The 21,078-nt window shown below is 64.9% G+C and carries 21 protein-coding genes; 11 read left to right on the top strand and 10 right to left on the bottom strand.

Features of this window, described 5'->3' with window-relative positions; genetic code table 11:
- Window positions 1-111 precede the first annotated feature (111 nt).
- The 3 genes from rpsI to ABIB95_RS31880 form a co-directional block, all read right to left on the bottom strand.
- Window positions 112-591: a 30S ribosomal protein S9 gene (gene rpsI / locus ABIB95_RS31890; protein WP_007611021.1), complete on the bottom strand. Its 480-nt coding sequence runs from the start codon at window positions 589-591 to the stop codon at window positions 112-114.
- Between the two features lies 1 nt (window position 592).
- Window positions 593-1,057, bottom strand: a complete 465-nt coding sequence (gene rplM / locus ABIB95_RS31885; protein ID WP_008137961.1) for a 50S ribosomal protein L13 — start codon at window positions 1,055-1,057, stop codon at window positions 593-595.
- Window positions 1,058-1,215: 158 nt separating this feature from the next.
- On the bottom strand, window positions 1,216-1,644 hold the full coding sequence (locus ABIB95_RS31880) for a PaaI family thioesterase (RefSeq protein WP_039147848.1): 429 nt from the start codon (window positions 1,642-1,644) through the stop codon (window positions 1,216-1,218).
- Window positions 1,645-1,730: 86 nt separating this feature from the next.
- Here ABIB95_RS31880 and ABIB95_RS31875 point away from each other — a divergent pair, with 86 nt between their 5' ends.
- The 4 genes from ABIB95_RS31875 to ABIB95_RS31860 all read left to right on the top strand — a co-directional run bounded on the left by ABIB95_RS31875 (window position 1,731) and on the right by ABIB95_RS31860 (window position 5,217).
- Window positions 1,731-2,555 (top strand): enoyl-CoA hydratase, encoded by an 825-nt coding sequence (locus tag ABIB95_RS31875; RefSeq protein ID WP_063982943.1) that lies wholly within the window; start codon window positions 1,731-1,733, stop codon window positions 2,553-2,555.
- Window positions 2,556-2,678: 123 nt separating this feature from the next.
- Window positions 2,679-3,263, top strand: coding sequence for a CoA-binding protein (locus ABIB95_RS31870; RefSeq protein ID WP_354245327.1), 585 nt, complete (start codon window positions 2,679-2,681; stop codon window positions 3,261-3,263).
- A 127-nt stretch (window positions 3,264-3,390) separates the two neighbouring features.
- Window positions 3,391-4,671 (top strand): O-acetylhomoserine aminocarboxypropyltransferase, encoded by a 1,281-nt coding sequence (locus tag ABIB95_RS31865; protein ID WP_028149015.1) that lies wholly within the window; start codon window positions 3,391-3,393, stop codon window positions 4,669-4,671.
- Between the two features lie 201 nt (window positions 4,672-4,872).
- Entirely contained in the window at window positions 4,873-5,217 is a 345-nt protein-coding gene (locus ABIB95_RS31860) for a hypothetical protein (RefSeq protein ID WP_354245324.1), read from the top strand.
- 5 nt (window positions 5,218-5,222) lie between these two features.
- Here ABIB95_RS31860 and ABIB95_RS31855 read toward each other — a convergent pair whose 3' ends face one another.
- Window positions 5,223-6,299 carry a COX15/CtaA family protein gene (locus tag ABIB95_RS31855; protein WP_354245321.1) on the bottom strand — a complete coding sequence of 359 codons (1,077 nt, stop codon included), beginning with the start codon at window positions 6,297-6,299 and terminating at the stop codon, window positions 5,223-5,225.
- Window positions 6,300-6,409: 110 nt separating this feature from the next.
- Between ABIB95_RS31855 and ABIB95_RS31850 the strand changes: the two genes are divergently transcribed.
- Window positions 6,410-6,625, top strand: coding sequence for a DUF2842 domain-containing protein (locus ABIB95_RS31850; protein WP_014494810.1), 216 nt, complete (start codon window positions 6,410-6,412; stop codon window positions 6,623-6,625).
- Here the strand turns inward: ABIB95_RS31850 and ABIB95_RS31845 are convergent.
- Window positions 6,622-7,665: a polysaccharide deacetylase family protein gene (locus ABIB95_RS31845; RefSeq protein ID WP_354245318.1), complete on the bottom strand. Its 1,044-nt coding sequence runs from the start codon at window positions 7,663-7,665 to the stop codon at window positions 6,622-6,624. The genes ABIB95_RS31850 and ABIB95_RS31845 overlap by 4 nt on opposite strands.
- 112 nt (window positions 7,666-7,777) lie before the next feature.
- Here ABIB95_RS31845 and ABIB95_RS31840 point away from each other — a divergent pair, with 112 nt between their 5' ends.
- On the top strand, window positions 7,778-8,959 hold the full coding sequence (locus ABIB95_RS31840; RefSeq protein ID WP_354245315.1) for a GNAT family N-acetyltransferase: 1,182 nt from the start codon (window positions 7,778-7,780) through the stop codon (window positions 8,957-8,959).
- 195 nt (window positions 8,960-9,154) lie between these two features.
- Here ABIB95_RS31840 and ABIB95_RS31835 read toward each other — a convergent pair whose 3' ends face one another.
- The gene (locus ABIB95_RS31835) at window positions 9,155-11,449 is read right to left on the bottom strand and encodes a GumC family protein (RefSeq protein WP_354245313.1); all 2,295 of its coding nucleotides are present in this window, start codon (window positions 11,447-11,449) and stop codon (window positions 9,155-9,157) included.
- 201 nt (window positions 11,450-11,650) lie between these two features.
- Between ABIB95_RS31835 and ABIB95_RS31830 the strand changes: the two genes are divergently transcribed.
- From ABIB95_RS31830 to ABIB95_RS31820, 3 genes are all read left to right on the top strand, one after another.
- The gene (locus ABIB95_RS31830; protein WP_354245310.1) at window positions 11,651-12,784 is read left to right on the top strand and encodes a glycosyltransferase family 4 protein; all 1,134 of its coding nucleotides are present in this window, start codon (window positions 11,651-11,653) and stop codon (window positions 12,782-12,784) included.
- A gap of 120 nt (window positions 12,785-12,904) precedes the next feature.
- A complete protein-coding gene (locus ABIB95_RS31825; RefSeq protein ID WP_354245307.1) occupies window positions 12,905-14,455 on the top strand; it encodes an undecaprenyl-phosphate glucose phosphotransferase in 1,551 nt (516 codons plus the stop codon).
- 156 nt (window positions 14,456-14,611) lie between these two features.
- A complete protein-coding gene (locus ABIB95_RS31820; RefSeq protein ID WP_354245304.1) occupies window positions 14,612-15,874 on the top strand; it encodes an O-antigen ligase family protein in 1,263 nt (420 codons plus the stop codon).
- 66 nt (window positions 15,875-15,940) lie between these two features.
- Here the strand turns inward: ABIB95_RS31820 and ABIB95_RS31815 are convergent, their stop codons facing one another.
- A complete protein-coding gene (locus ABIB95_RS31815) occupies window positions 15,941-16,411 on the bottom strand; it encodes a MarR family transcriptional regulator (RefSeq protein ID WP_063986329.1) in 471 nt (156 codons plus the stop codon).
- Between the two features lie 147 nt (window positions 16,412-16,558).
- Here ABIB95_RS31815 and ABIB95_RS31810 point away from each other — a divergent pair, with 147 nt between their 5' ends.
- A complete protein-coding gene (locus tag ABIB95_RS31810; RefSeq protein WP_354245301.1) occupies window positions 16,559-17,446 on the top strand; it encodes an FAD-dependent monooxygenase in 888 nt (295 codons plus the stop codon).
- The gene (locus tag ABIB95_RS31805; RefSeq protein ID WP_354245508.1) at window positions 17,338-17,754 is read left to right on the top strand and encodes an FAD-dependent oxidoreductase; all 417 of its coding nucleotides are present in this window, start codon (window positions 17,338-17,340) and stop codon (window positions 17,752-17,754) included. Before ABIB95_RS31810 ends, ABIB95_RS31805 begins: the two co-directional genes overlap by 109 nt.
- A gap of 106 nt (window positions 17,755-17,860) precedes the next feature.
- Here the strand turns inward: ABIB95_RS31805 and ABIB95_RS31800 are convergent, their stop codons facing one another.
- The 3 genes from ABIB95_RS31800 to ABIB95_RS31790 are packed head-to-tail and all read right to left on the bottom strand — an operon-like array spanning window position 17,861 to window position 21,018.
- Window positions 17,861-19,042 carry a saccharopine dehydrogenase family protein gene (locus ABIB95_RS31800; RefSeq protein WP_354245298.1) on the bottom strand — a complete coding sequence of 394 codons (1,182 nt, stop codon included), beginning with the start codon at window positions 19,040-19,042 and terminating at the stop codon, window positions 17,861-17,863.
- A 5-nt stretch (window positions 19,043-19,047) separates the two neighbouring features.
- Window positions 19,048-20,226 carry a saccharopine dehydrogenase family protein gene (locus tag ABIB95_RS31795; protein WP_354245295.1) on the bottom strand — a complete coding sequence of 393 codons (1,179 nt, stop codon included), beginning with the start codon at window positions 20,224-20,226 and terminating at the stop codon, window positions 19,048-19,050.
- 9 nt (window positions 20,227-20,235) lie between these two features.
- Complete coding sequence (locus ABIB95_RS31790) at window positions 20,236-21,018, bottom strand: DUF169 domain-containing protein (protein ID WP_028155890.1); 783 nt, start codon at window positions 21,016-21,018, stop codon at window positions 20,236-20,238.
- Between the last annotated feature and the right edge of the window lie 60 nt (window positions 21,019-21,078).

Raw genomic sequence — 21,078 nt, 5'->3', positions numbered from 1 at the left:
CGGGAAACACGCCATCAATTTGCATACAAACGAACAACAAAAAGGGCGCTGAAATCAGCGCCCTTTTGCATCTCATTGAAGCCGCTTTCGCGGCGAATCTGACCGAAGCGATTAACGCTTCGAGAACTGGAAGGACCGGCGGGCCTTGGCCTTGCCGTACTTCTTGCGCTCGACCACGCGGGAGTCGCGGGTGAGGAAGCCGCCCTTCTTGAGCACGGTACGCAGCTCCGGCTCGAAATAGGTGAGCGCCTTGGAGATGCCGTGACGGACGGCACCGGCCTGGCCGGACAGACCACCGCCGGCAACCGTGCAGATCACGTCGTACTGGCCGGAACGCGCGGCCACCGAGAACGGCTGCTCGATCATCATGCGCAGCACGGGACGGGCGAAATAGACCTCGACCTCGCGCGAATTGACCGTGACCTTGCCGGCGCCCGGCTTGATCCAGACACGGGCGACCGCGTCCTTGCGCTTGCCGGTGGCGTAGGCGCGGTTGAACTTGTCGACCTTCTTCTCGTGCTTGGGCGCGTCGGGCGCCGCCGCCGTCTTGAGCTGCGAGAGCTGGTCGAGCGACTGGATGGATTCGGCCATGTTATGCGGCCCTCGTGTTCTTGCGGTTCAACTTGGCGATGTCGATCTTCTCGGGCGTCTGGGCCTCGTGCGGATGATCGGCGCCGCCATAGACGCGGAGGTTGCCCATCTGGACGCGACCGAGCGGACCACGCGGGATCATGCGCTCGACGGCCTTCTCGAGCACGCGCTCGGGATGCTTGCCTTCAAGGATCTGGCGCGCGGTGCGCTCCTTGACGTGGCCGACGTAACCGGTGTGCTTGTAGTAGGTCTTCTGCTCGCGCTTGCGACCGGTGAGGACCGCATGCTGCGCGTTGATGATGATGACGTTGTCGCCGCAATCAACGTGCGGGGTGTAGGTCGGGAGGTGCTTGCCGCGCAGGCGCATGGCGACGATGGTGGCGAGACGGCCGACGACCAGACCCTTGGCGTCGATCAGTACCCACTTCTTCGTCACCTCAGCCGGCTTTGCCGAAAAGGTTTTCATATCGGAGTTTCCGTGGACGGGAGATATCGGCGCGAACACCGCGCCGGACTGGGCGGTTTTCTAGAGAAGAGACGCGCAACGGTCAATGCCCCAGAGCGTGAATTACAATAGCAAAATCAATATCTTAAAATTATGGTGCTATATTACCTGCGAAAAGCTCAAACATTTGGAATGGAATAGGTCGAGGTGACGTGAGCGATCGGGTCGGGCGACGTGCCGGACAGCAGCTTCACCTCGCCGACCGCCAGGCGCTTGCCGAGCTTGAGCAGCCGCGCCTCCGCCAGCACGTCCTGGCCGGGCTGGCCCTTGCGCAGGAAGTTGATGTTGAGATTGGTGGTGACCGCGAGCCCGATCGGCCCGATCGCGGACAGCAGCACCACGTACATCGCGAAATCGGCCAGTGCCATCAGCGTCGGGCCGGACACGGTTCCACCCGGCCGCAGCATCCTTTCGCTGTAGCGCTGGCGCAAAAGGCAGGTCTGGCCGTCGGCGCTCTCGATCGTGATGTCATCGCCGCTGAAGGCCTGGGGAAACTCGTCACGGAGAAACTGCTCGACCTCCGCCACGCTCATTTTCGCTAACGCCATGCTTCGTCTCACCCTCGCTTCGCATCCCCTGTTACATTAAGTTATCTGCGTCATCCAATTGCAAGAATCCAACCGGAAACGCTTCGATGTCCGCCCAGGCCGCCCGCGCCCCCTCCCCGCAACCGTCGAGCCTGCTGCGCGAGACCATAGGGCCCATCGCGGTCCTGACGCTGAACCGCCCGGCCGCCCGCAACAGTCTGTCGCAGGCGATGATCGCAAGCCTGCATGCCGAGCTCAATGAGATCCGCGACGACAAGGCGGTCCGCGGCGTCGTGATCGCAGCCAACGGCCCCGCCTTCTCCGCCGGCCACGACATGAAGGAGCTGACGGCGCGCCGCACTGACCCGGATCGCGGCCGCGCCTTCTTTGCCGAGATGATGACCGCCTGCAGTGCGATGATGCAGGCGGTCGTGCATTTGCCGAAGCCCGTGGTCGCGGCCGTCCAGGGCATTGCGACCGCGGCCGGCTGCCAGCTCGTGGCAAGCTGCGATCTCGCGATCGCCTCGGAAGCGGCGAGCTTCGCCACGCCGGGCGTCGATATCGGCCTGTTCTGCTCCACGCCGATGGTGGCGCTGTCGCGGAACGTGCCGCGCAAGCAGGCGATGGAAATGCTGCTGACCGGCGAGCCGATCCCGGCCACGCGCGCCCGCGAGATCGGGCTCATCAATCGCGTGGTTGCAGCCGGCACCGAGCGCGAGGCCGCAATTGCACTCGCCGAACAGGTCGCGCTGAAGTCGGCCTACACCGTCAAGCTCGGCAAGGAGGCGTTCTATCGCCAGGCCGAGATGAGCCTTGCGGACGCGTATCGCTATGCGGCAGAGGTGATGACCGAGAACATGATGGCGCGCGACGCCGAGGAAGGCATCGGCGCCTTCATCGAGAAGCGCACGCCGACATGGCGGGATGAATAGTCAACTCCTCATCCTGAGGAGCCGCGGAACGCGGCGTCTCGAAGGATGGAGGCCCGACTGTGGCCTCATGGTTCGAGACGCGCATGCCGCGCTCCTCACCATGAGGGTCAGAGAAAGACAAAGATGAACCACGACGCCTATCCCGACAATTACATCCGCGGCATCCTCAACAGCGTGAAGTCGATCGCGATGGTCGGCGCCTCGCCGGTCAATGTGCGGCCGAGCTATTTTGCGTTCAAATATCTGGCGCAGCGCGGCTATGACATGATCCCGGTCAATCCCGGCCATGTCGGCAAGGATCTGCTCGGAAAGCCGTTTGTCGCCTCGCTCTCCGACATCGGCCGCCCCGTCGACATGATCGACATCTTTCGCAACTCCAGCCACATCATGCCCGTGGTCGAGGAGGCCATGACGCTCGATCCGCTGCCGAAGGTGATCTGGATGCAGCTCGGCGCGCGTGACGACGCGGCAGCGGCGAAAGCAGAATCGGTCGGTATCAAGGTCGTGATGAACCGCTGCCCGAAGATCGAATATGGCCGCTTGTCGTCGGAGATCTCCTGGATGGGCGTCAATTCACGCACGCTGAGCTCCAAACGGCCGCCGGCGCCGACGCAAGGCATGCGGCTATCCCTCAATCGGATGAGTGTCGGCGGCGGTGACACCGCAGCTTCCGATCGCGCTGCAAAGAACAAGACCGAGCAAAGCTGACGCAATAAACTTCCGTTGCGCGAACGTGACAATCGTAGCGCCGTGATGTGAAGCGGCGCCTTGACGGCGGGCGCGTCGCCGATCAGCATGCCGCGCGATTTCAGATCACAAGAACAGGACGCCCTCAATGAGCGATCGCCTTCCGGGATTTTCAACCCTCGCCGTGCATGCCGGTGCACAACCCGATCCCACCACCGGTGCGCGCGCGACCCCGATTTATCAAACCACCTCTTTCGTCTTCAACGACGCCGACCACGCCGCCTCGCTGTTCGGCCTGCAGGCATTCGGCAACATCTATACCCGCATCGGCAATCCCACCAACGCGGTGCTGGAAGAGCGTGTTGCCGCACTCGAAGGCGGCACCGCCGCGCTTGCGGTCGCCTCGGGCCACGCCGCACAGGTCGTGGTGCTGCAGCAATTGCTCCAGCCCGGCGACGAATTCATCGCCGCGCGAAAGCTCTATGGCGGCTCGATCAACCAGTTCTCGCATGCGTTCAAGAGCTTCGGCTGGAACGTGGTGTGGGCGGATTCCGATGACATCGCAAGCTTCGAGCGCGCGGTGACGCCGCGCACGAAGGCCATCTTCATCGAGTCCATTGCCAATCCCGGCGGCAGCATCACCGACATCGAGGCGATCTCGACGGTGGCGCGCAAGGCGGGCGTGCCGCTGATCGTCGACAACACGCTGGCCTCGCCCTACCTGATCCGCCCGATCGACCATGGCGCCGACATCGTCGTGCACTCGCTGACGAAATTCCTGGGCGGCCACGGCAATTCGCTCGGCGGCATCATCGTCGACGCCGGCACGTTCGACTGGTCCACGGGCGGCAAATATCCGATGCTGTCGGAGCCGCGGCCCGAATATCACGGCATCCGCCTCCAGGAGACCTTTGGCAATTTCGCTTTCGCGATCGCCTGCCGCGTGCTGGGCCTGCGCGATCTCGGACCCGCGCTGTCGCCGTTCAACGCCTTCATGATCCTGACCGGCATCGAGACGCTGCCGCTGCGCATGCAGAAGCACTGCGACAACGCCAAGGCCGTCGCCGAATTCCTCGCCGGCCATCCGGCGGTGGCCTCGGTGAGCTATGCGGGCTTGGCAAGCGACAAGTACAACCAGCTTGCACGCAAATACGCGCCGAAGGGCGCAGGCGCCGTGTTCACGTTCAGCCTGAAGGGCGGCTATGACGCTGGTGTCAGCCTGGTGTCGAAGCTGCAGCTGTTCTCGCACCTGGCCAATGTCGGCGACACCCGCTCGCTGGTCATCCACCCGGCCTCGACGACGCACAGCCAGCTCGACGACGCCGCCAAGGTGAAGTCCGGCGCCGGCCCCGACGTGGTGCGGCTCTCGATCGGCATTGAAGACAAGGAAGATCTGATCGCCGATCTGGAGCAGGCGCTGGGCGCGTAAGACTCAGGGTCATTCCGGGGCGCGCGACAGCGCGAACCCGGAATCTCGAGATTCTCAGGTGCACAATTGCGCACCTGAGTTCGGTGCTTCGGACCGCCCCCGGAACGACGGCGGCCGTTTTGGCCGCAGTCAGTTAACAGTCATTAACCATATCTGCCGCATACATCGTCCTTGGATCGCCCCTTTGATTCGGAGCCGACGATGCTGCGCTGGATGGTGCCTGCCCTTGCCGCCATGCTGACGGTCTCAGCTGCCGTTGGCGCCGATCTGCCGGCCACAGCGAGACGGCGCGCTGCCGTGCCGCCGCAGGACCCGCCACAGGTCTATGTCGAGACCGATCCGGATGCGCTGATCTCGCCGGCCTATGGCATCGGCAGCTACATCCGCAACCTGCCGGGCACGCCGCTCCTGCCCGGCTCCAGCACCTTGCCGGGCTATTATGGCCGGCCCTGGAGCTACGATTATCAGGGCCCGTACTACGGCGGACCGCAGGTCGGCTATTTCTGGCGCCTGCCCTACGCCTGCGGCGTCTACGGCTATTGCTGACCTGATCAGCCGGCCTGACCGACCGGAACCGCGCGCGGCTGCGCCTGTGCAGATTGTCGCGACGCCAGCCGCTCCACCTGCATCACTGCAAGCGCGAGCACCACGATCGCAACCGCTTGGTGCGAAAGCGCGAGATCGATCGGCACCTGGTTGAGCAGCGTGAGGATCCCGAGCACAGCCTGCAGGCTGACCGCGGCGAACAGGCAGAGCGCACCGCCGGCCGCCGCGCGTGAACGCACCGCATCGAACGCGTGCAGCGCCGCCAGCACGAACAGCGCATAGGCCGTCATGCGGTGCTCGAACTGCACCGTCAGCACGTTGTCGAACATGTTGCGCCACCACGGCGTCTCGAACCAGAGCCGGTCGCCTGCGGGAATGAACGCGCCGTCGATCTGCGGCCAGGTGTTGTAGGCGCGCCCGGCGCGCAGACCCGCGACCAGCGCGCCGAAATAGATCTGGACGAAAGTCACGATGAGCAGCAGCACGCTCGTGAATCTCAGCCGCGCGGGCGCAATGATCTGCGGTCGCTCCTTGAGCCGCCGCACCGTCCAGACGATGCCGGCGAAGATCAGGAGCGCGAGCACCAGATGCGTCGCCAGTCGATATTGCGAGACCTCGACACGTTCCGTCAGGCCCGAGGCCACCATCCACCAGCCGACGGCACCCTGGAGTCCGCCAAGCGCGAACAGCAGCCACAACCGCCGCCTCAACTCACCCGACAGGCCGCCGCGCCACAGGAAGAACAGGAACGGCAGCAGATAGGCCACGCCGATGAAGCGGCCGAGCAGCCGGTGGCTCCATTCCCACCAGAAAATCTCCTTGAACTCGGACAGGCTCATGCCCGCATTGAGCTCGCGATATTGCGGAATTTTCTTGTAGGCCTCGAAGGCATCGGTCCACTGCGCCTCCGACAGCGGCGGCATGCTGCCCGTGACCGGCTTCCATTCGACGATCGAGAGACCGGATTCCGTCAGCCGCGTCGCGCCGCCGACCAGCACCATCAGCGCGATGAGGGCGGCCACGGAAATCAACCACCAGCGCACGGCGCGATGCGGGTTGGTCGGAGCGAAAATCGTCGTCATTTCAGGGGCAAAACCAAGCCTTGTTGCAAAGAGACTTGAACCGGACTGCGTGCCCCTTATAGTCCCCCGCTCCCGCAGCGCAAGTTACGCGAAGGCCGCAGCATTCCGCCATGACGATCCGCACCCGCAAGTTCCTCGGCGCCATCCTGCTCCTGGTGCTGGCCACCGTCTGGGCCCTGCTCGGCATGGCGCTGGCGCAGATGCCGTGGATCGCCGAGTCCGGCTGGCGGCAGGCGATCTACTACGTGGTGGTCGGCATGGGCTGGGTGCTGCCGGCGATGCCGATCGTGAGCTGGATGCAGCGGCCGGATCGCGTCAAATCTTAATTCGTAACGCTGCCGGTCGGTTTAACCGGCGCGAAGGCAACACCGGACACCAGCACGCGCAGCATGCGCAGTGATTGTATCCGGCCGTCCCAGGAAATCCGCGGCAGTGCGCGCAGATTGGTGCGCCCCTCCGCGTCCACGATGCCGGAGATGGTCGAGACGGCGCTGGCAAAGCCGGCCTCTTCCGCCATGACGACATGGCTGCGCCGGAAAGACGAGCGATCGCCGAACGGAAAGGCCAGATGCCTGATCTCGCGGTCGAAGGCCGCTTCCGCGACCGCCTTGCCCATCGTCATCTCGCGCAACGCGGCGGCGTCCTTCAGGTTGGCGAGAACGGGATAGTTCACCGTCGCGCTGCCGACCGTGACCAGCGGATCCGCCGCAAGCTTTACCAGATCCTCCCAATCCATCGAGGCTTCGCGCGTGAGCGCAGCGAGGTCGATCCGGTAGCGCGTGCAGAGATCGGCGATCGCAGCCGACACATCCGCCGGCGGCAACGAGCGCAGCCAGCTCTCGACGAACGAAAACAGCGCCTGCTTCTCGGCGTTGCCCGTGACGGTAAAACGTTGCTCTTTCTCGCCCATCATCAGGTTGATGCGGCTCTCGCGCGCGATCATCCGCTCGAGCCCGAGCCACCAGGCCTCTCCGACTCCATCGGGAAACGCGGTGGGCACATAGATCGTGAACGGCACGGCGTGGCGCGCCAGCACCGGATAGGCGAAGCTGATCAGGTCCTTGTTGGCGCCGTCGAAGGTGAGCGCCACGAAGCGCCGCTTCTCCGGCAGCGTCACCGCGCGGCGGCAGACATCGTCCATGCCGAGGAAGTCATATCCCCACTGTTTCAGCGCACGAATGGCGCGATCGAGAAATTGCGGACTGATCTCGCTTTCACGCAGCGGCTGAAACGCGCCGCGCCGCCGCGGCCGCACGTGCTGAAACCGCAGGATCGCGCCGACGCCGCGGTTGCGCAGCACAGCCTGACCGGTGAACCAGGCCAGTTCAAGCCGCAACCGCTCCAGCCATCTGTCGTCGGATGCCAATATCCCACCTTCGCGTTCGCCTGATTGTCATTACCCTTTGTTGACATTTCTTTGCAAAGGTCGGCCACAGGCCGAACTACGCAAATTTTTCGTTTCTCGACAGGTTTCGTGAATGACCATGGCTGCGGCGATGCAAAGCCGGACGGCAGAATCGCCAGCGCGGTCGAAAGCGAGCCGTATCGCGCATGTCGATATCGTCACCGATCTGGCCGAGGCCGAGACGGTCTGGCGCGCGTTCGAGGAGAGCGGCCACCTCTTCACGCCCTACCAGCGCTTCGACCTGCTCAGCCCATGGCAGCGGCTGGTCGGCAGCCACGAAGGCGCCAGCCCCTTCATCGTCATTGCCCGCGACACCGAGCGCCAGCCGCTCCTGCTGCTGCCGCTCTCGCTGCGGCAAGGCCACGGCGTGCGCACGGCCTGCTTCATGGGCGGCAAGCACACCACCTTCAACATGGGGTTGTGGAACGCCGAGTTCGCCGCCGAGGTCACCATCGCCGATCTCGACGCGCTGCTTGCGCCGCTGCGCGAACATGCCGACGTGCTCGCGCTGACGCAGCAGCCGCTGCGCTGGCACGACCAGCACAACCCGTTCGCGCAGCTGCCGCGGCAGAGCGCGATCAACGGCTGCCCTCTCCTGGCGATGGAGCCGGGCGGGCCGCCCACATCGCGGATCAGCAACTCCTTTCGCCGCCGCCTCAAGAGCAAGGAAAAGAAGCTCCAGGCGCTTGCCGGCTATCGTTATCACCTCGCCACCACGGATGCCGACGTCACCCGCCTGCTCGACTGGTTCTTCCGGGTCAAGCCGGCGCGGATGGCCGAACAGAAACTGCCCAACGTCTTTGCCGAGCCCGGCGTCGAAGCGTTCATCCGCAGCGCATGCCTGTCGCCGCGCGGCGAAGGCCGCGTCATCGACATCCATGCGCTCGAGTGCGACGACGAGGTGATAGCGATCTTCGCCGGCGTCGCCGACGGCCAGCGCTTCTCGATGATGTTCAACACCTACACGATGTCCGAGCACGCCCGCTACAGCCCCGGCCTGATCCTGATGCGCTACATCATCGACCGCTACGCCGAACGCGGCTACCGCTCGCTCGATCTCGGCATCGGCTCGGACGATTACAAGCGCATGTTCTGCAAGGACGACGACGACATTTTCGACAGCTTCGTGCCCCTGACCGCGCGCGGAAAACTCGCGGCGATGGCGATGTCCTCGCTGAGCCACGGCAAACGGCTGGTGAAGCAGAACCAGATGTTGTTCGATCTGGCGCGGCGGCTGCGGCAGGCGTTCGGGTAGGCGTCACAGCCTCTGGTCTCGTAGGGTGGGCAAAGCGAAGCGTGCCCACCACGTCTCCCGCAATCGTTGAAAGGTGGTGGGCACGGCGCAAATGCGCCTTTGCCCACCCTACGATTCCGAGCTCGTGGAGAAAGACCACTCACCCGGCTTCGCTTTCGCGAAGCCACCCTCTCCCGCAGGGGCAGAGGGCGAGAATTACGCCGCCACCACGCGCGGCGTTTCCACAGCATCCGACGGCTGCACCGGCTTGCTCAGCATCGTCACCTCGCTGAAGCCGACCGCCTTCAGCTGCTCGCACATCAGCGTGCGCGCGTCGGCGGCCATCGAGGCATCGGGCACCACGACGGCGCGGGCATGCGCCGTCAAGAGTTCCGCTGGGAGGTCCGAGGCGCTGCCGGCGTCCACCAGCACGTGGTCGTAGGCGCGGAGCAGCGCATCGATCGCGAGCGTCACCCGCGGCGATTGCAGCAGGCTGCGGTCGAAGCCGGGACGGCCGGCCATAACCAGGTGCAGCCGCGAGAGCTTGTCGCGGGTGATGATTTGCGCGAACGACGCCTCGCCCTGCATCAGCTCGGCGAGGCCGGGAGCCGAAGCATCGACGGACACCGCGGCGATGGTCGGCGAGGATGCGGCGAGATCGACCACAACGACGCGCGCATCGCGCGCCAGGTGCCGGGCCAGCGTCAGCGTCGACAGCGTGATGGCTTCGCCGGCCGCGGTGCCGAGCACCGTGACCTTCTTCGCCGCCGATCCCGCAGCGCGCAGGCTGTCGGCCAGATGCTCGATCTCGGCGAATTCAGTGACGTCGGCATCGGCCGTCATCTCGGGCTGAAGCGGCGTAAGGTCCTCCACAACCGGATCGAGCATCGGTTCGGCCACCGGCTGGACGACCGGCTGGACCAGCGGCTGGACTACCGGCTCTTGGCGCACCGGCGCCTGCGTTTGCGCCGGCGTGAACACCGCCACCGCGCGCGGCGCGGTCTGGCGCAGCAGCTCGCCGGTGACGACGACGCCGGACGAGAGCAGCAGCGTCGCGATCGTCGCAATCAGCACGATCGGCAGCTTCTTCGGATAGGCCGGCGTATTCGAGACGATGGCGCGCGAGATGATGCGGCCCTCCGCCGGCGCGGTATCGATGCTTTCGCGGGTGCTGGCCTCGCGATACTTCCCAAGATACGTCTCGAGCAGGTCGCGCTGCGCCTTGGCTTCGCGCTCGAGCGCGCGGAGCTGGACGTCCTGACCGTTGGTCGAGGTCGCCTGCTTCTTGAGCTGGTCGAGGCTCGCCGTCAGGCCGTCGACCCGGCCGCTGGCGATCCGCGCATCGCTTTCGAGGGAGCGCGAGATCTTGGCCGCTTCGTCGCGAATTTGGTTGTCGAGGTCGCCAAGCTGCGCCTTCAGCTCCTTGATCCGCGGGTGATTGCCGAGCAGCGTGGACGATTGTTCGGCGAGCTGCGCCCGCAGCGTCACCCGCTGCTCCGACAATCGCCGCATGAGCTCGGAATTCACCACCTCGGACGCCTCGATCGGCTTGCCGCTCTGGAGCATCTCTTTGATCAGCCGCGCCCTGGATTCAGCATCCGCCTTCATCGAGCGTGCGTTGTTGAGCTGGGTATTGACCTCGCCCATCTGCTGGTTCGAGAGCGTGGTATTGTTGGTGCCGACGAACAGCGACGACTTGGAACGGAAGTCCTCGACCTTCGCTTCGGCGTCGGAAACTTTCTTGCGCAGATTTTCGATTTCGCCCGAAAGCCACTGGCTGGCGCTGCGGGCCTGGTCCTGGCGCGCATTCTGCTGGAGCACGAGATAGCCGTCGGCGATCGAATTGGCGACGCGCGCGGCAAGGTCGGGATCGGCGGACTGGAATTCGACCACGATCACGCGCGACTTGTCGACGGCGTAGGCCTGGAGCCGCTCGTAATAGGCATCCAGCACCCGCTCTTCCGGCGTCATCGAGAACGGATCGCGGCCGATGCCGATCAGCGCCGCGAGCGACTTCAGCGGCGAAATGCCTTGCAGCACCGGATCGAATTCGGGGCGTTCCGCGAGCTTGTTCTTCTTGATGATCTCGCGCGCGAGATCACGCGACAGCACGAGCTGCACCTGGCTGGTCACCGCCTCGGGATCGAGCGACTGCCGCTCTTCGGTGCTGCGGTCGCTGCTCGGCCGCAGGAACACATTCTCGCGGCCGTCGATCAGGATACGGGATTCCGACTTGTAACGCGGGGTGACGAGATTGACAGCGGCGATCGACGCGACGAGCGCGAGCACCGTCGGCACGATGATCCAGCCGCGCTTGCGGGCGAGCACCGCGCCGAGCGCATGGAGATCGATGTCGCCGGATTCGGCTTGTGCCTGCTTCGCAGCAACGGGCGCAGGCTCTGCTTCAATCTTTCGCGCGGCTTCGGTCGATTTGGCTTCGGCCTTGGGCTTCGAAATAGCCCGCTCGACCACCGCCTTGTCCTTGCCGGCACGCCAGAACGCTAAACGCATCGAACACTCCCGCAGGGCAACGCTGCGACTCTACCTCAACCGGGGCGATTACACTCCATTAAGGTTGCTGCTGGGTTAATCGCGCCCGGCCGCGACAGGCGCGCACGGCGCCGACACCGTTTGTTAACCACGAGGGCTCTTAATCCATCTCGATATTTCGAGAATTGTTCGAGCATTCGCCGTCGAGCGCTGGTTCTGATCATGCCCCCCTCTCCCGACCGGCCGCTCCGCATCCTGCACGCCGTGCGCGCTCCCGTGGGCGGCATCTTCCGCCACATCCTCGATCTCGCCAACGGTCAGGTCGATCGCGGCCATCACGTCGGGATTCTCGCCGACAGTCTCACCGGCGGCGAGCGCGCGGACAAGGCGCTGGCCGAGCTCGCGCCGCGGCTGAAGCTCGGCGTGCACCGGCTGGCGATCCGCCGCGAACCGTCGCCTGACGATTTTCTGGTGTGGCTGCGGATGCGGCGCCTGATCGCCGCGCTCAAACCCGACGTCACGCACGGCCACGGAGCCAAGGCCGGCGCCTTCGTCCGCATGCGGCGGCGATCCAACGACACCATCCGCATCTACACCCCGCATGGCGGCTCGCTGCACTATCCCCTCAACACCTTCAAGGGCGAGTTTTACGCGCGGCTCGAACGCACGCTGATGGACGCGACGGACCTGTTCCTGTTCGAGAGCGCGTTTGCGCGCGACACCTATCAGCGCATCGTCGGCACGCCCAAGGGCGTGGTGCATTGCGTCTTCAATGGCGTGACGCCGGAAGAATTCGAGCCAGTTAGCATCGCCGACGATGCCACCGATCTCGCTTATGTCGGCGAGTTCAGGCACATCAAGGGCGCGGATTTGCTGGTCGATGCGGTGGCGCGCCTGCACGAGGGCGGCAAGAAGGTCACGCTCACGCTCGGCGGCGACGGCGAGGAGACGGCGGCGCTGAAGGCGCAGGTCGACAAGCTCGGTCTCTCCAGCGCCATCCGCTTCATCGGTCACGTCAAGGCGCGCTACGGCTTCTCCAAGGGGCGCCTGCTGGTCGTGCCCTCGCGCGGCGATTCCATGCCCTATGTCGTGATCGAGGCTGGAGCTGCCGGCATTCCCATGATCGCGGCCCGCGTCGGCGGCATCCCCGAGATCTTCGGGCATGACAGCCCGGCGCTGTTTGCGGCAAGCAACGCCGAGGCCATGGCCGAAGCGATCGCGGCCGCGCTCGACGATCCGCAAGGAACCGCGCAGCGTGCGGTCGCCTTGCGCGAGCGCATCTCCGCGCATTTCTCCCAGCAGGCGATGGTTGACGGCGTGCTCGCGGGTTATCGCGACGCATTTGCCAATCATTAACCATCCTTAAGACCGCTTTAGAGAATCTTCCGATTTGTCCGATAATCGACGTGCCAGGGGATGCTCGCCCGGGGCGCAACGCTGCGACCCGCGGGTTTTTTGGAATGGACGTGGACGCCCGTGGAACCGCTCAACGCACGCTCGATGCTCGACGCCGCCACAAGCGCCGCGGCGAAGCCGGCTGACCAACCGTTTGTGGAGCGCCGTCGCCGGCTCTCGCCCGCCGCGCTCGACGTCGTCAACCAGAAGGTCGCCCGCGCCTATTCGCCGATCGTGATCACCGGCTTCGTCCGCTTGGCCGATTTCGCCCTGCTGAGCCTCGTCGGCATCGCGCTCTATGTCGGCTATGTCATGCCGCTCGCCGGTTCCTTCAGCTGGGTTTATCCCGCGCAGATCATCGCCGTCGCGGTCGCCGCCGTGGTCTGCTTCCAGGCCGCCGACATCTATCAGGTGCAGCTGTTCCGCGGTCAGCTCCGGCAGATGACGCGGATGATCTCCTCCTGGTCGTTCGTCTTCCTGCTGTTCATCGGCGTATCCTTCTTCGCCAAGTTCGGCAGCGAAATGTCGCGGCTGTGGCTTGCCGCCTTCTACTTCCTCGGGCTCGCCGCGCTCATCTCCCAACGTCTGGTGCTGCGCTCGCTGGTGCGCGCCTGGGCACGCCAGGGCCGGCTCGACCGCCGCACCATCGTCGTCGGCTCCGACAGCAACGGCGAGCAACTGGTCGAGGTGCTGAATGCTCAGGAGGATTCCGACATCCACGTGCTCGGCGTGTTCGACGACCGCAACGACAGTCGCGCGCTCGACACCTGCGCCGGCGCGCGCAAGCTCGGCAAGGTCGACGACATCGTCGAATTCGCCCGCCGCACCCGGGTCGATCTCGTGCTGTTCGCGCTGCCGATCTCGGCTGAGACCCGCATCCTGGAGATGTTGAAGAAGCTCTGGGTGCTCCCTGTCGACATCCGCCTCTCCGCGCACACCAACAAGCTGCGTTTCCGTCCCCGCTCCTATTCCTACCTCGGCGAGGTGCCGACGCTCGACGTGTTCGAGGCGCCGATCACCGACTGGGACCTGGTGATGAAGTGGCTGTTCGACCGCATCGTCGGCGGCCTCGCGCTGCTCGCAGCCCTGCCGGTGATGGGACTGGTGGCGCTGGCGGTGAAGCTCGACAGCCCCGGCCCGGCGCTGTTCCGTCAGAAGCGCTTCGGTTTCAACAACGAGCGCATCGACGTCTACAAATTCCGCTCGATGTACCACCATCAGGCCGACCCAACCGCCTCCAAGGTGGTGACCAAGAACGATCCGCGCGTCACCCGCGTCGGCCGCTTCATCCGCAAGACCAGCCTCGACGAGCTGCCGCAGCTCTTCAACGTGGTGTTCTCGGGCAATTTGTCCCTGGTCGGCCCGCGTCCGCATGCGGTGCAGGGCAAGCTCCAGAGCCGTCTGTTCGACGAAGCCGTCGACGGCTATTTCGCTCGTCACCGCGTCAAGCCCGGCATCACCGGCTGGGCCCAGATCAACGGCTGGCGCGGCGAGATCGACAATGAAGAGAAGATCCAGAAGCGCGTCGAATTCGACCTCTACTACATCGAGAACTGGTCGGTGCTGTTCGACCTCGTCATTCTCCTGAAGACGCCGGTCTCGCTGCTGACCAAGAACGAGAACGCGTATTGAGTTTCCGTCATGCCCCGGCTTGACCGGGGCATCCAGTACTCCGCAGCGCCGGCTGTTTTCTCCAGTGCGCGCCGCGGAATACTGGATCGCCCGGTCAAGCCGGGCGCTGACAGCGGTGTTTGTGGTGTACCAGTTGCGTAAGCGTATGAGCATGTGATGGCGTATGCGGCGACAGCCGGTGGAGTGAAATTAGCCGCACCGGCTGCGCCCGGCGTGCTGGCCATCCAGCGCGCGCTGGTGTGGCTGGCCGGCGCCTCCGGCGCCATCGTCTTCATCGAGCCGAGCCCCTACGAGATCGTGACGCTGCTGGCCGCCGTCACCTTCTTCGCGACCGGCCTGCGCCTGCGGCTCGTGCTGATGCCGCTGATCCTGATGCTGGTCCTGCTCAATGTCGGCTACACGATCAGCGCGGTCCCGCTGTACGAACAGTCCGAGGTGGCGAGCTGGATTGCGACCTCCTGGTACATGGCGGTCACCGTCGTGTTCTTCGCGATGGTCACCTCGGAAGACACCGCGGCCCGGCTCGACATGCTCCGCCGCGGCCTCGTGGTCGGCGCGATGGTCGCCTCGCTGTCTGCGGTTGCCGGCTACTTCCATCTGGTTCCCGGCGGAGACGATCTCCTCACACTCTACGGGCGCGCGCGCGGCACGTTCAAGGATCCGAACGTGCTCGGCGCCTTCCTGATCCTGCCGGCGCTGTTCGCCCTCCAGAGCGTGGTCTCCGACAAGTTTGCCAAGGCGTTCCGTAACGTCATCGCCTTCGGCATCATGTCGCTGGCGATCCTGCTCGCGTTCTCCCGCGCCGCCTGGGGCGGACTGATGCTGACCTCCGCCTTCATGTTAGCGCTGATGATGCTGACCAGCCGCACCAACGCGCAACGCTCGCGCATCGTCGTCATGGCGATCGTCGCCGCGGTGCTGGGCCTCGCGCTGATCGCGGTCCTGCTGTCATTCGATTCCACCGCCGAGATGTTCAAGCAGCGCGCGAGCTTCGACCAGAGCTATGACGAAGGCCGCTTCGGCCGGTTCGGCCGGCACATCCTCGGCGCGGAGATGGCGCTCGACCTGCCGTTCGGCATCGGCCCCCTGCAATTCCACCGCTACTTCCCCGAGGACACCCACAACTCCTACCTCAACGCCTTCATGTCCGGCGGCTGGCTCTCCGGCGTGTGCTATCCCGCGCTGGTCTTCACCACCGTGATCATGGGTATCAGGCACATCTTCGTCCGTGTGCCCTGGCAGCGCGCTTATCTGGCGATCTTCTCCGCCTTCGTCGGCACCGTCGGCGAGAGCTTCGTGATCGACACCGACCACTGGCGGCACTTCTGGATGATGCTGGGCGCGATGTGGGGCATGATCGCGGCTGCGCAGGCTTACAAGATCAAGGACATTACCGTTCCGATGGAATCGGAACGGTAATGTCTGGCTTTCTGTTTTGACGCGTTTTCTTGACGCGAACCGGTATCCACTTCGCTCGAAAACGCTCTAGCGACGAAGTTTCTTCAGTTTGAGATCCGGCCGCTTTTCCGGCGGCGTGTCGAGAAGCCCCTTCAGCGCCTCGGTTGCCGCGAGCACGCCCTTGTAGCCCTCGGTCGCGAAGCGCAGCAGCAGGCGCAGCTCTTCGTCGGAATAGGCGCCAAACACCTTCTCCATCGCCTGCTGCATCGGCACGTAGAGCTGGCCGATCTTCATCGCCGTCTCGGGCACGACGGAAATGAAGACCTTGCGGCGGTCTTGCTCGTCCCGCTCGCGGCGCACCAGCCCGGCCTTCTCGAGTCGGTCCACCACGCCGGTGATGGCGCCCGTCGTCAGCCCCGTGACCTCGGCAAGCCGGCCCGCGGTGACGCGTCCTTCGAGATAGAGGATGTCCATACATTCGAGGTCGGAATTGGCAATTCCGGCAACGTTCGCAACCGTTTGGCCATAGAGCACGCCCTGCGCGGACGACCGCCGCATCGCCTCCTCGAGCTCCTGCAACAGCGCCGCGCGCGCCTTCGTCCTTGACAAGGCCAACCTCATATCTTAGTCGATATATATCTTAGCTACTAAGAGATTTAGCAACCGTAATTTCTCCTAGCACCACGGAAACGTCGGGAGCAAGCCATGTCCAACCGTCCCCGCAAGGCCCTGATCATCGGCGCCGGTATCGCCGGGCCCGTCACTGCGATCCTGCTGCGCCGCGCCGGCATCGAGTCCGCAATCTACGAGGCCTGGCCCTATTCGAAGGGTATCGGCGGCGGCCTCCAGATCGCACCGAACGGCATGCATGTGCTGGACGAGATCGGGCTCGCGAACGAGCTGATCAGCCGCGGCTCGATCGCCGAATCCTTCGACTTCTATTCGCAGAGCGGCGAACGGCTCGGCTCGATCAACCGTGACATGGCGCGGCGCTTCGGCCAGCCGGCAGTGAACGTCTGTCGCGCCACGCTGAACGAAATCCTGATCGACAAGGCCTGGTGCGCCTGCGTCTCGCTCTATTTCGAGAAGCGCCTGATCAAGATCGAGGACCGCGGCGACCAGCCGATCATCGCCTACTTCTCCGACGGCACCACGGCCGAAGGCGACTTCCTGATCGGCGCCGACGGCGTGCACTCGGTCGTGCGCCGCCAGGTCGTGCCGGACGGTCCGCAACCATTCGACACCGGGCTGATCGGGTTCGGCGGCTTCGTGCCGCACGCCGTCCTCGATGGCAGGCCGATCGGCCGGCACGTCGAGACCACGTTCGGCAAGAGCGGCTTCTTCGGCTATGGCTATTGCAGCCCGGATCCGAACGATGGCGTGATGTGGTGGAGCACGCAGCCCGCGCACGGCATGGACGCGGCGATGTTCCGCGCGCTCGACCACGCGACGCTCAAGCAGCATCTGCGCGGCTTCCATCACGGCTGGCACGATCCGATCCCCGATATCGTCGACGCGGCCGAGAACATCGTGGTCACCGACACGCTCGACGTCGCGACCTTGCCGACCTGGTCGCGCAGCGCTCGCTGCTGATCGGCGATGCCGCGCATGCGACCAGCCCCCACGCGGGCCAGGGCGCTTCGCTCGCGCTCGAAGATGCGATGCGGCTCGAGCGGCTGATGCAGGAGGGCCAGGAGCTCGGCGCCACCTTCCAGGCCTTCGAGGCCGAACGGCGCCCGCGCACGGAGAAGATCGTCGCCATGGCCCGCCGCAACGGCAACAGCAAGCGCGAGTTCAGCGCCACCGGCGCATGGGTCCGCAATCAGATGATGAAATGGCTGTTGCCGCTGGGATCGAAGAGCATGGAGTTCATGTACGCGTATGATGCGCGGGCGGCGTAGTTCAACTGCCGTAGGGTGGGCAAAGGCGCGACGCGCCGTGCCCACCATCTCTCCGCAATCGCAATAGAAGTGGTGGGCACGCTTCGCTTTGCCCACCCTACGGAAGCTACGCCTGGGCTTCCACCTCAAACCTCAGCCCGGCGTGATCGACCAGCCGCTTGATCAGCTTGTGCTGCATCGCTGCGCCCGGCGTCCAGAGACCGGCCGGGACATCAGGCGTGTCGCGCAACAGGCAGATCGCGCATTCGGAAACCATCTTCGCCGTTGAGGCATAGCCGGGATCGAGATCGCCCTTCACCGCCGCGCGAACCTGACGGCCGTCGGGCGCGATCGCGACATAGAGCACGTCGTAATGACCGCTGTCGCGCTCTTCCTTGGACGGCCCCTCGCCGGGCTTGAGCGCTTTGGGGCCGGTCTTTTCGCTATTGGCGGCCATGACGAGCTTCGCGTTGGCCTGCCCTTCGTCCCCCGTCCCCGTCAGCACCATCTCGTCGTAGACGAAATCGCGGCCATACGGGAATCCCATCAGCATGTTGGAGCGATGGACGTTGCGCGTGTTCAGCGTCGCCATAGCAAACGGGGCGGACCAGGATTGCAGGTCTTCCTCGAAAACGGGCTTGTTGCCGCGCGGCTGTTTCGGCCCCTCGAAGCCGGGCGTGAATGCGAAGGGGTCCTTGAGGATCGACACCAGGCTGAGATCCTGCGCGACTGCTTCGAAGGTGACCCTCGCGCTCGCCGAGGTGCCGCCGGAGAACTTCCAGCTGAGGTCGCGGACGCGCCCCTTGACGCGCGGCGCCGGCGCTCCGAACACGCGACGGGCTTCCTCCTGCACGAAGAACGCACCGAGCTCGAACGGGATGGAATCGAAGCCGCAGGAGAACATGATGCGCGCGCCGCTCGCCTTCGCCGCCGCGTCATGCCTGTCGATCATCTGCTTCAGCCAGATCGGCTCGCCGCAGAGATCCATATAGTCGGTGCCCGACGCGACGCACGCGGCAAGCAGATCGGAGCCGTAGAGCTGGTAGGGACCGACAGTGGTTATGACCAGCTTCGCCTGATCGACCATCGCCCGCAACGAAGCCGGATCGGCTGCGTCCGCCACGATCAGCGGCGTGTCTGCGGGTGCGCTGATCGCATCGCGAACGGAGGCGAGCTTGTCCCTGCTGCGCCCGGCCATCGCCCAAGTCGGCGCGCCGTCACCGGCATAGCTTGCAGCGAGATATTCGGCGACGAGCTGGCCGGTGTATCCCGTCGCGCCGTAGACGACGATGTCGAACTTCGCGGACACGGACCTTACGCTTCCACCTCGAACGTCAGCCCAGCATTGTCCCGCAGGCGCTTGATCAGCTTGTGCTGCATCGCCGCGCCCGGCGTCCAGAATCCGGCCGGGACGTCTGTCACATCGCGCAACAGGCACATCGCGCATTCGGAGATCATCTTCGAGGTCGAGCCGTAACCGGGATCACGGTCGCCGGTGACGCCGGCGCGAACCATGCGGCCGTCGGGCGCGATCGCGACATAGAGCAGGTCGAAGCGGCCGTTCTCCCGCTCTTCCTTCGACGGCCCCTCGCCCGGCTTCGGCGCGTTCGGACCAGTCTTCTCGGCGTTGGCGGCCACCACGCGCTGCGCGTTGGCTTCGCCCTTCTCGCCGGGACCCGTCAGAACCATCTCGTCGTAGACGAAGTCCTGGCCGTAGGGAAAGCCCATCAGCATGTTGGAGCGGTGGACATTGCGCGTGTTGATCAGTGCCATCATGAACGGCGCGGCCCAGGATTGCAGGTCCTCCTCGAGCAGCGACCTGTTGCCCTTCGGTTGCTTCGGGCCGGTGAAGCCCGGAGTCAACGCGAACGGATCGTTCAGGATCGCGATCAGGCTGATGTCCTTTGCGACCGCATCGAAGGTCGCCTTGGCGCTCGCCGCGGTGCCGCCCGACAGCGTGCCGCGCATGTCGCGCACGCGGCCTTTCACACGCGAGGCCGGAGCGCCGAACACGCGCTTGGCCTCTTCCTGCACTACAAATGCACCGAGCTCGAACGGCACGGAATCGAAACCGCATGAGAACACGATACGCGCGCCGCTCTCTTTGGCGGCCCCCTCGTACTTGTCGATCATCTGCCGCATCCAGATCGGTTCGCCGCAGAGATCGAAATAATCGGTGCCGGTGGCGACGCAGGCCGCGAGCAGTTCCTCGCCATAGAGCTGATACGGGCCGACGGTGGTGATCACCGACATCGTCTGCTCCGCCATCGCCTTCAGCGAGGCCGCGTCCGACGCGTCCGCGACAATCAGCGGCGTATTCCCGGGCGCGCCGATCGCATCGCGTACCGACTTGAGCTTGCCGAGGCTACGGCCTGCCATCGCCCATTTGAGCGCGTGGTCGCCCTTGTAATGCTGAGTCAGATATTCGGCGACGAGCTGGCCGGTGAAACCGGTCGCACCGTAGACGACGATGTCGAATTTCGCTGAGCTCATGGTCGACCTTTACTTCTTCGCGTAACTCACGCCCATGCCGGCGCGGACGTCGCTTTGAATCCCATAGGGCGGAATCGGATAGCGCAGGCCGTTCTTGGCCAGCGCCTTCATGCCCTCGATCGCCTTGGCAAGATGCGAGGGCTTCAAGGCCATCAGCATCTCCTCGTCCGGCACGCCGCCATAGCGCCGTTCGGCATAGCATGGCAAGGACAGGCTGGGCTCGCCGGTTTTCAGCGCCCGCCCCCAGGAATCCGCGCAGGCGGTCTCACCGACCACCCCCCATTCGAACTTCTTGTAGCCGGTATATTGCAGCCCGTTGATCAGGATGATCATCTGCCCCGGCGTTGCATAGACCAGGCAGATGTCGGGCGGATCGAGCCGCCCGCTCGCGAGCGGACTGACCGCAAGCGCCTGATACTGCCCGAACGGAACCACGTCCAGCGCCTCCTGGCGCTTGCGCGCGTCCTCGGCGGTGCCGTGCCAGACCCCGACATAGTTTTCGCCGGCGAGCCATTTTTCGTCCTGCGGCGCAAGCCCGATCACGGCGCGACACTGCGCACCGACAAGATCGTCGGCAGTGATACCGACCGTCCAACCCAGACGTGCAGCCATGCTGACGATCTGGTCTGTGGTGTGGACCGCGTTCGGCCGCCGGATTTTCGGGATCGCCTCCATGTCGGCGGTGCGCGCGAACAGCTTCATGCCGATCACCGTCGTCTTCAGCCGCAGCAGGCTGTTGAGGTCGGCGACGAGGCCGGCAAGATCGATCCTGTCTGCGCTCTGCTGTTGCATGGCGTCCTCCCGACCGGCGATCGCGCGCCGGTACTCTGTTCTTGTTTTGCGGCTCCCGTT

Origin of the sequence: Bradyrhizobium sp. LA2.1, from assembly GCF_040547725.1 — a bacterium.
GTDB classification, from domain to species: Bacteria; Pseudomonadota; Alphaproteobacteria; order Rhizobiales; family Xanthobacteraceae; genus Bradyrhizobium; species Bradyrhizobium barranii.
The sequence above is the reverse complement of the archived record's forward strand: the minus strand, read 5'-3'. Positions and strand labels throughout refer to the sequence as shown.

Coding starts and splice junctions, on each gene's coding strand:
- rpsI (WP_007611021.1), bottom strand. CDS start 591: ATGGCCGAATCCATCCAGTCGCTCGACCAGCTCTCGCAGCTCAAGACG.
- rplM (WP_008137961.1), bottom strand. CDS start 1,057: ATGAAAACCTTTTCGGCAAAGCCGGCTGAGGTGACGAAGAAGTGGGTA.
- ABIB95_RS31880 (WP_039147848.1), bottom strand. CDS start 1,644: ATGGCGTTAGCGAAAATGAGCGTGGCGGAGGTCGAGCAGTTTCTCCGT.
- ABIB95_RS31875 (WP_063982943.1), top strand. CDS start 1,731: ATGTCCGCCCAGGCCGCCCGCGCCCCCTCCCCGCAACCGTCGAGCCTG.
- ABIB95_RS31870 (WP_354245327.1), top strand. CDS start 2,679: ATGAACCACGACGCCTATCCCGACAATTACATCCGCGGCATCCTCAAC.
- ABIB95_RS31865 (WP_028149015.1), top strand. CDS start 3,391: ATGAGCGATCGCCTTCCGGGATTTTCAACCCTCGCCGTGCATGCCGGT.
- ABIB95_RS31860 (WP_354245324.1), top strand. CDS start 4,873: ATGCTGCGCTGGATGGTGCCTGCCCTTGCCGCCATGCTGACGGTCTCA.
- ABIB95_RS31855 (WP_354245321.1), bottom strand. CDS start 6,299: ATGACGACGATTTTCGCTCCGACCAACCCGCATCGCGCCGTGCGCTGG.
- ABIB95_RS31850 (WP_014494810.1), top strand. CDS start 6,410: ATGACGATCCGCACCCGCAAGTTCCTCGGCGCCATCCTGCTCCTGGTG.
- ABIB95_RS31840 (WP_354245315.1), top strand. CDS start 7,778: ATGACCATGGCTGCGGCGATGCAAAGCCGGACGGCAGAATCGCCAGCG.
- ABIB95_RS31835 (WP_354245313.1), bottom strand. CDS start 11,449: ATGCGTTTAGCGTTCTGGCGTGCCGGCAAGGACAAGGCGGTGGTCGAG.
- ABIB95_RS31830 (WP_354245310.1), top strand. CDS start 11,651: ATGCCCCCCTCTCCCGACCGGCCGCTCCGCATCCTGCACGCCGTGCGC.
- ABIB95_RS31820 (WP_354245304.1), top strand. CDS start 14,612: ATGGCGTATGCGGCGACAGCCGGTGGAGTGAAATTAGCCGCACCGGCT.
- ABIB95_RS31815 (WP_063986329.1), bottom strand. CDS start 16,411: ATGCGGCGGTCGTCCGCGCAGGGCGTGCTCTATGGCCAAACGGTTGCG.
- ABIB95_RS31810 (WP_354245301.1), top strand. CDS start 16,559: ATGTCCAACCGTCCCCGCAAGGCCCTGATCATCGGCGCCGGTATCGCC.
- ABIB95_RS31795 (WP_354245295.1), bottom strand. CDS start 20,226: ATGAGCTCAGCGAAATTCGACATCGTCGTCTACGGTGCGACCGGTTTC.
- ABIB95_RS31790 (WP_028155890.1), bottom strand. CDS start 21,018: ATGCAACAGCAGAGCGCAGACAGGATCGATCTTGCCGGCCTCGTCGCC.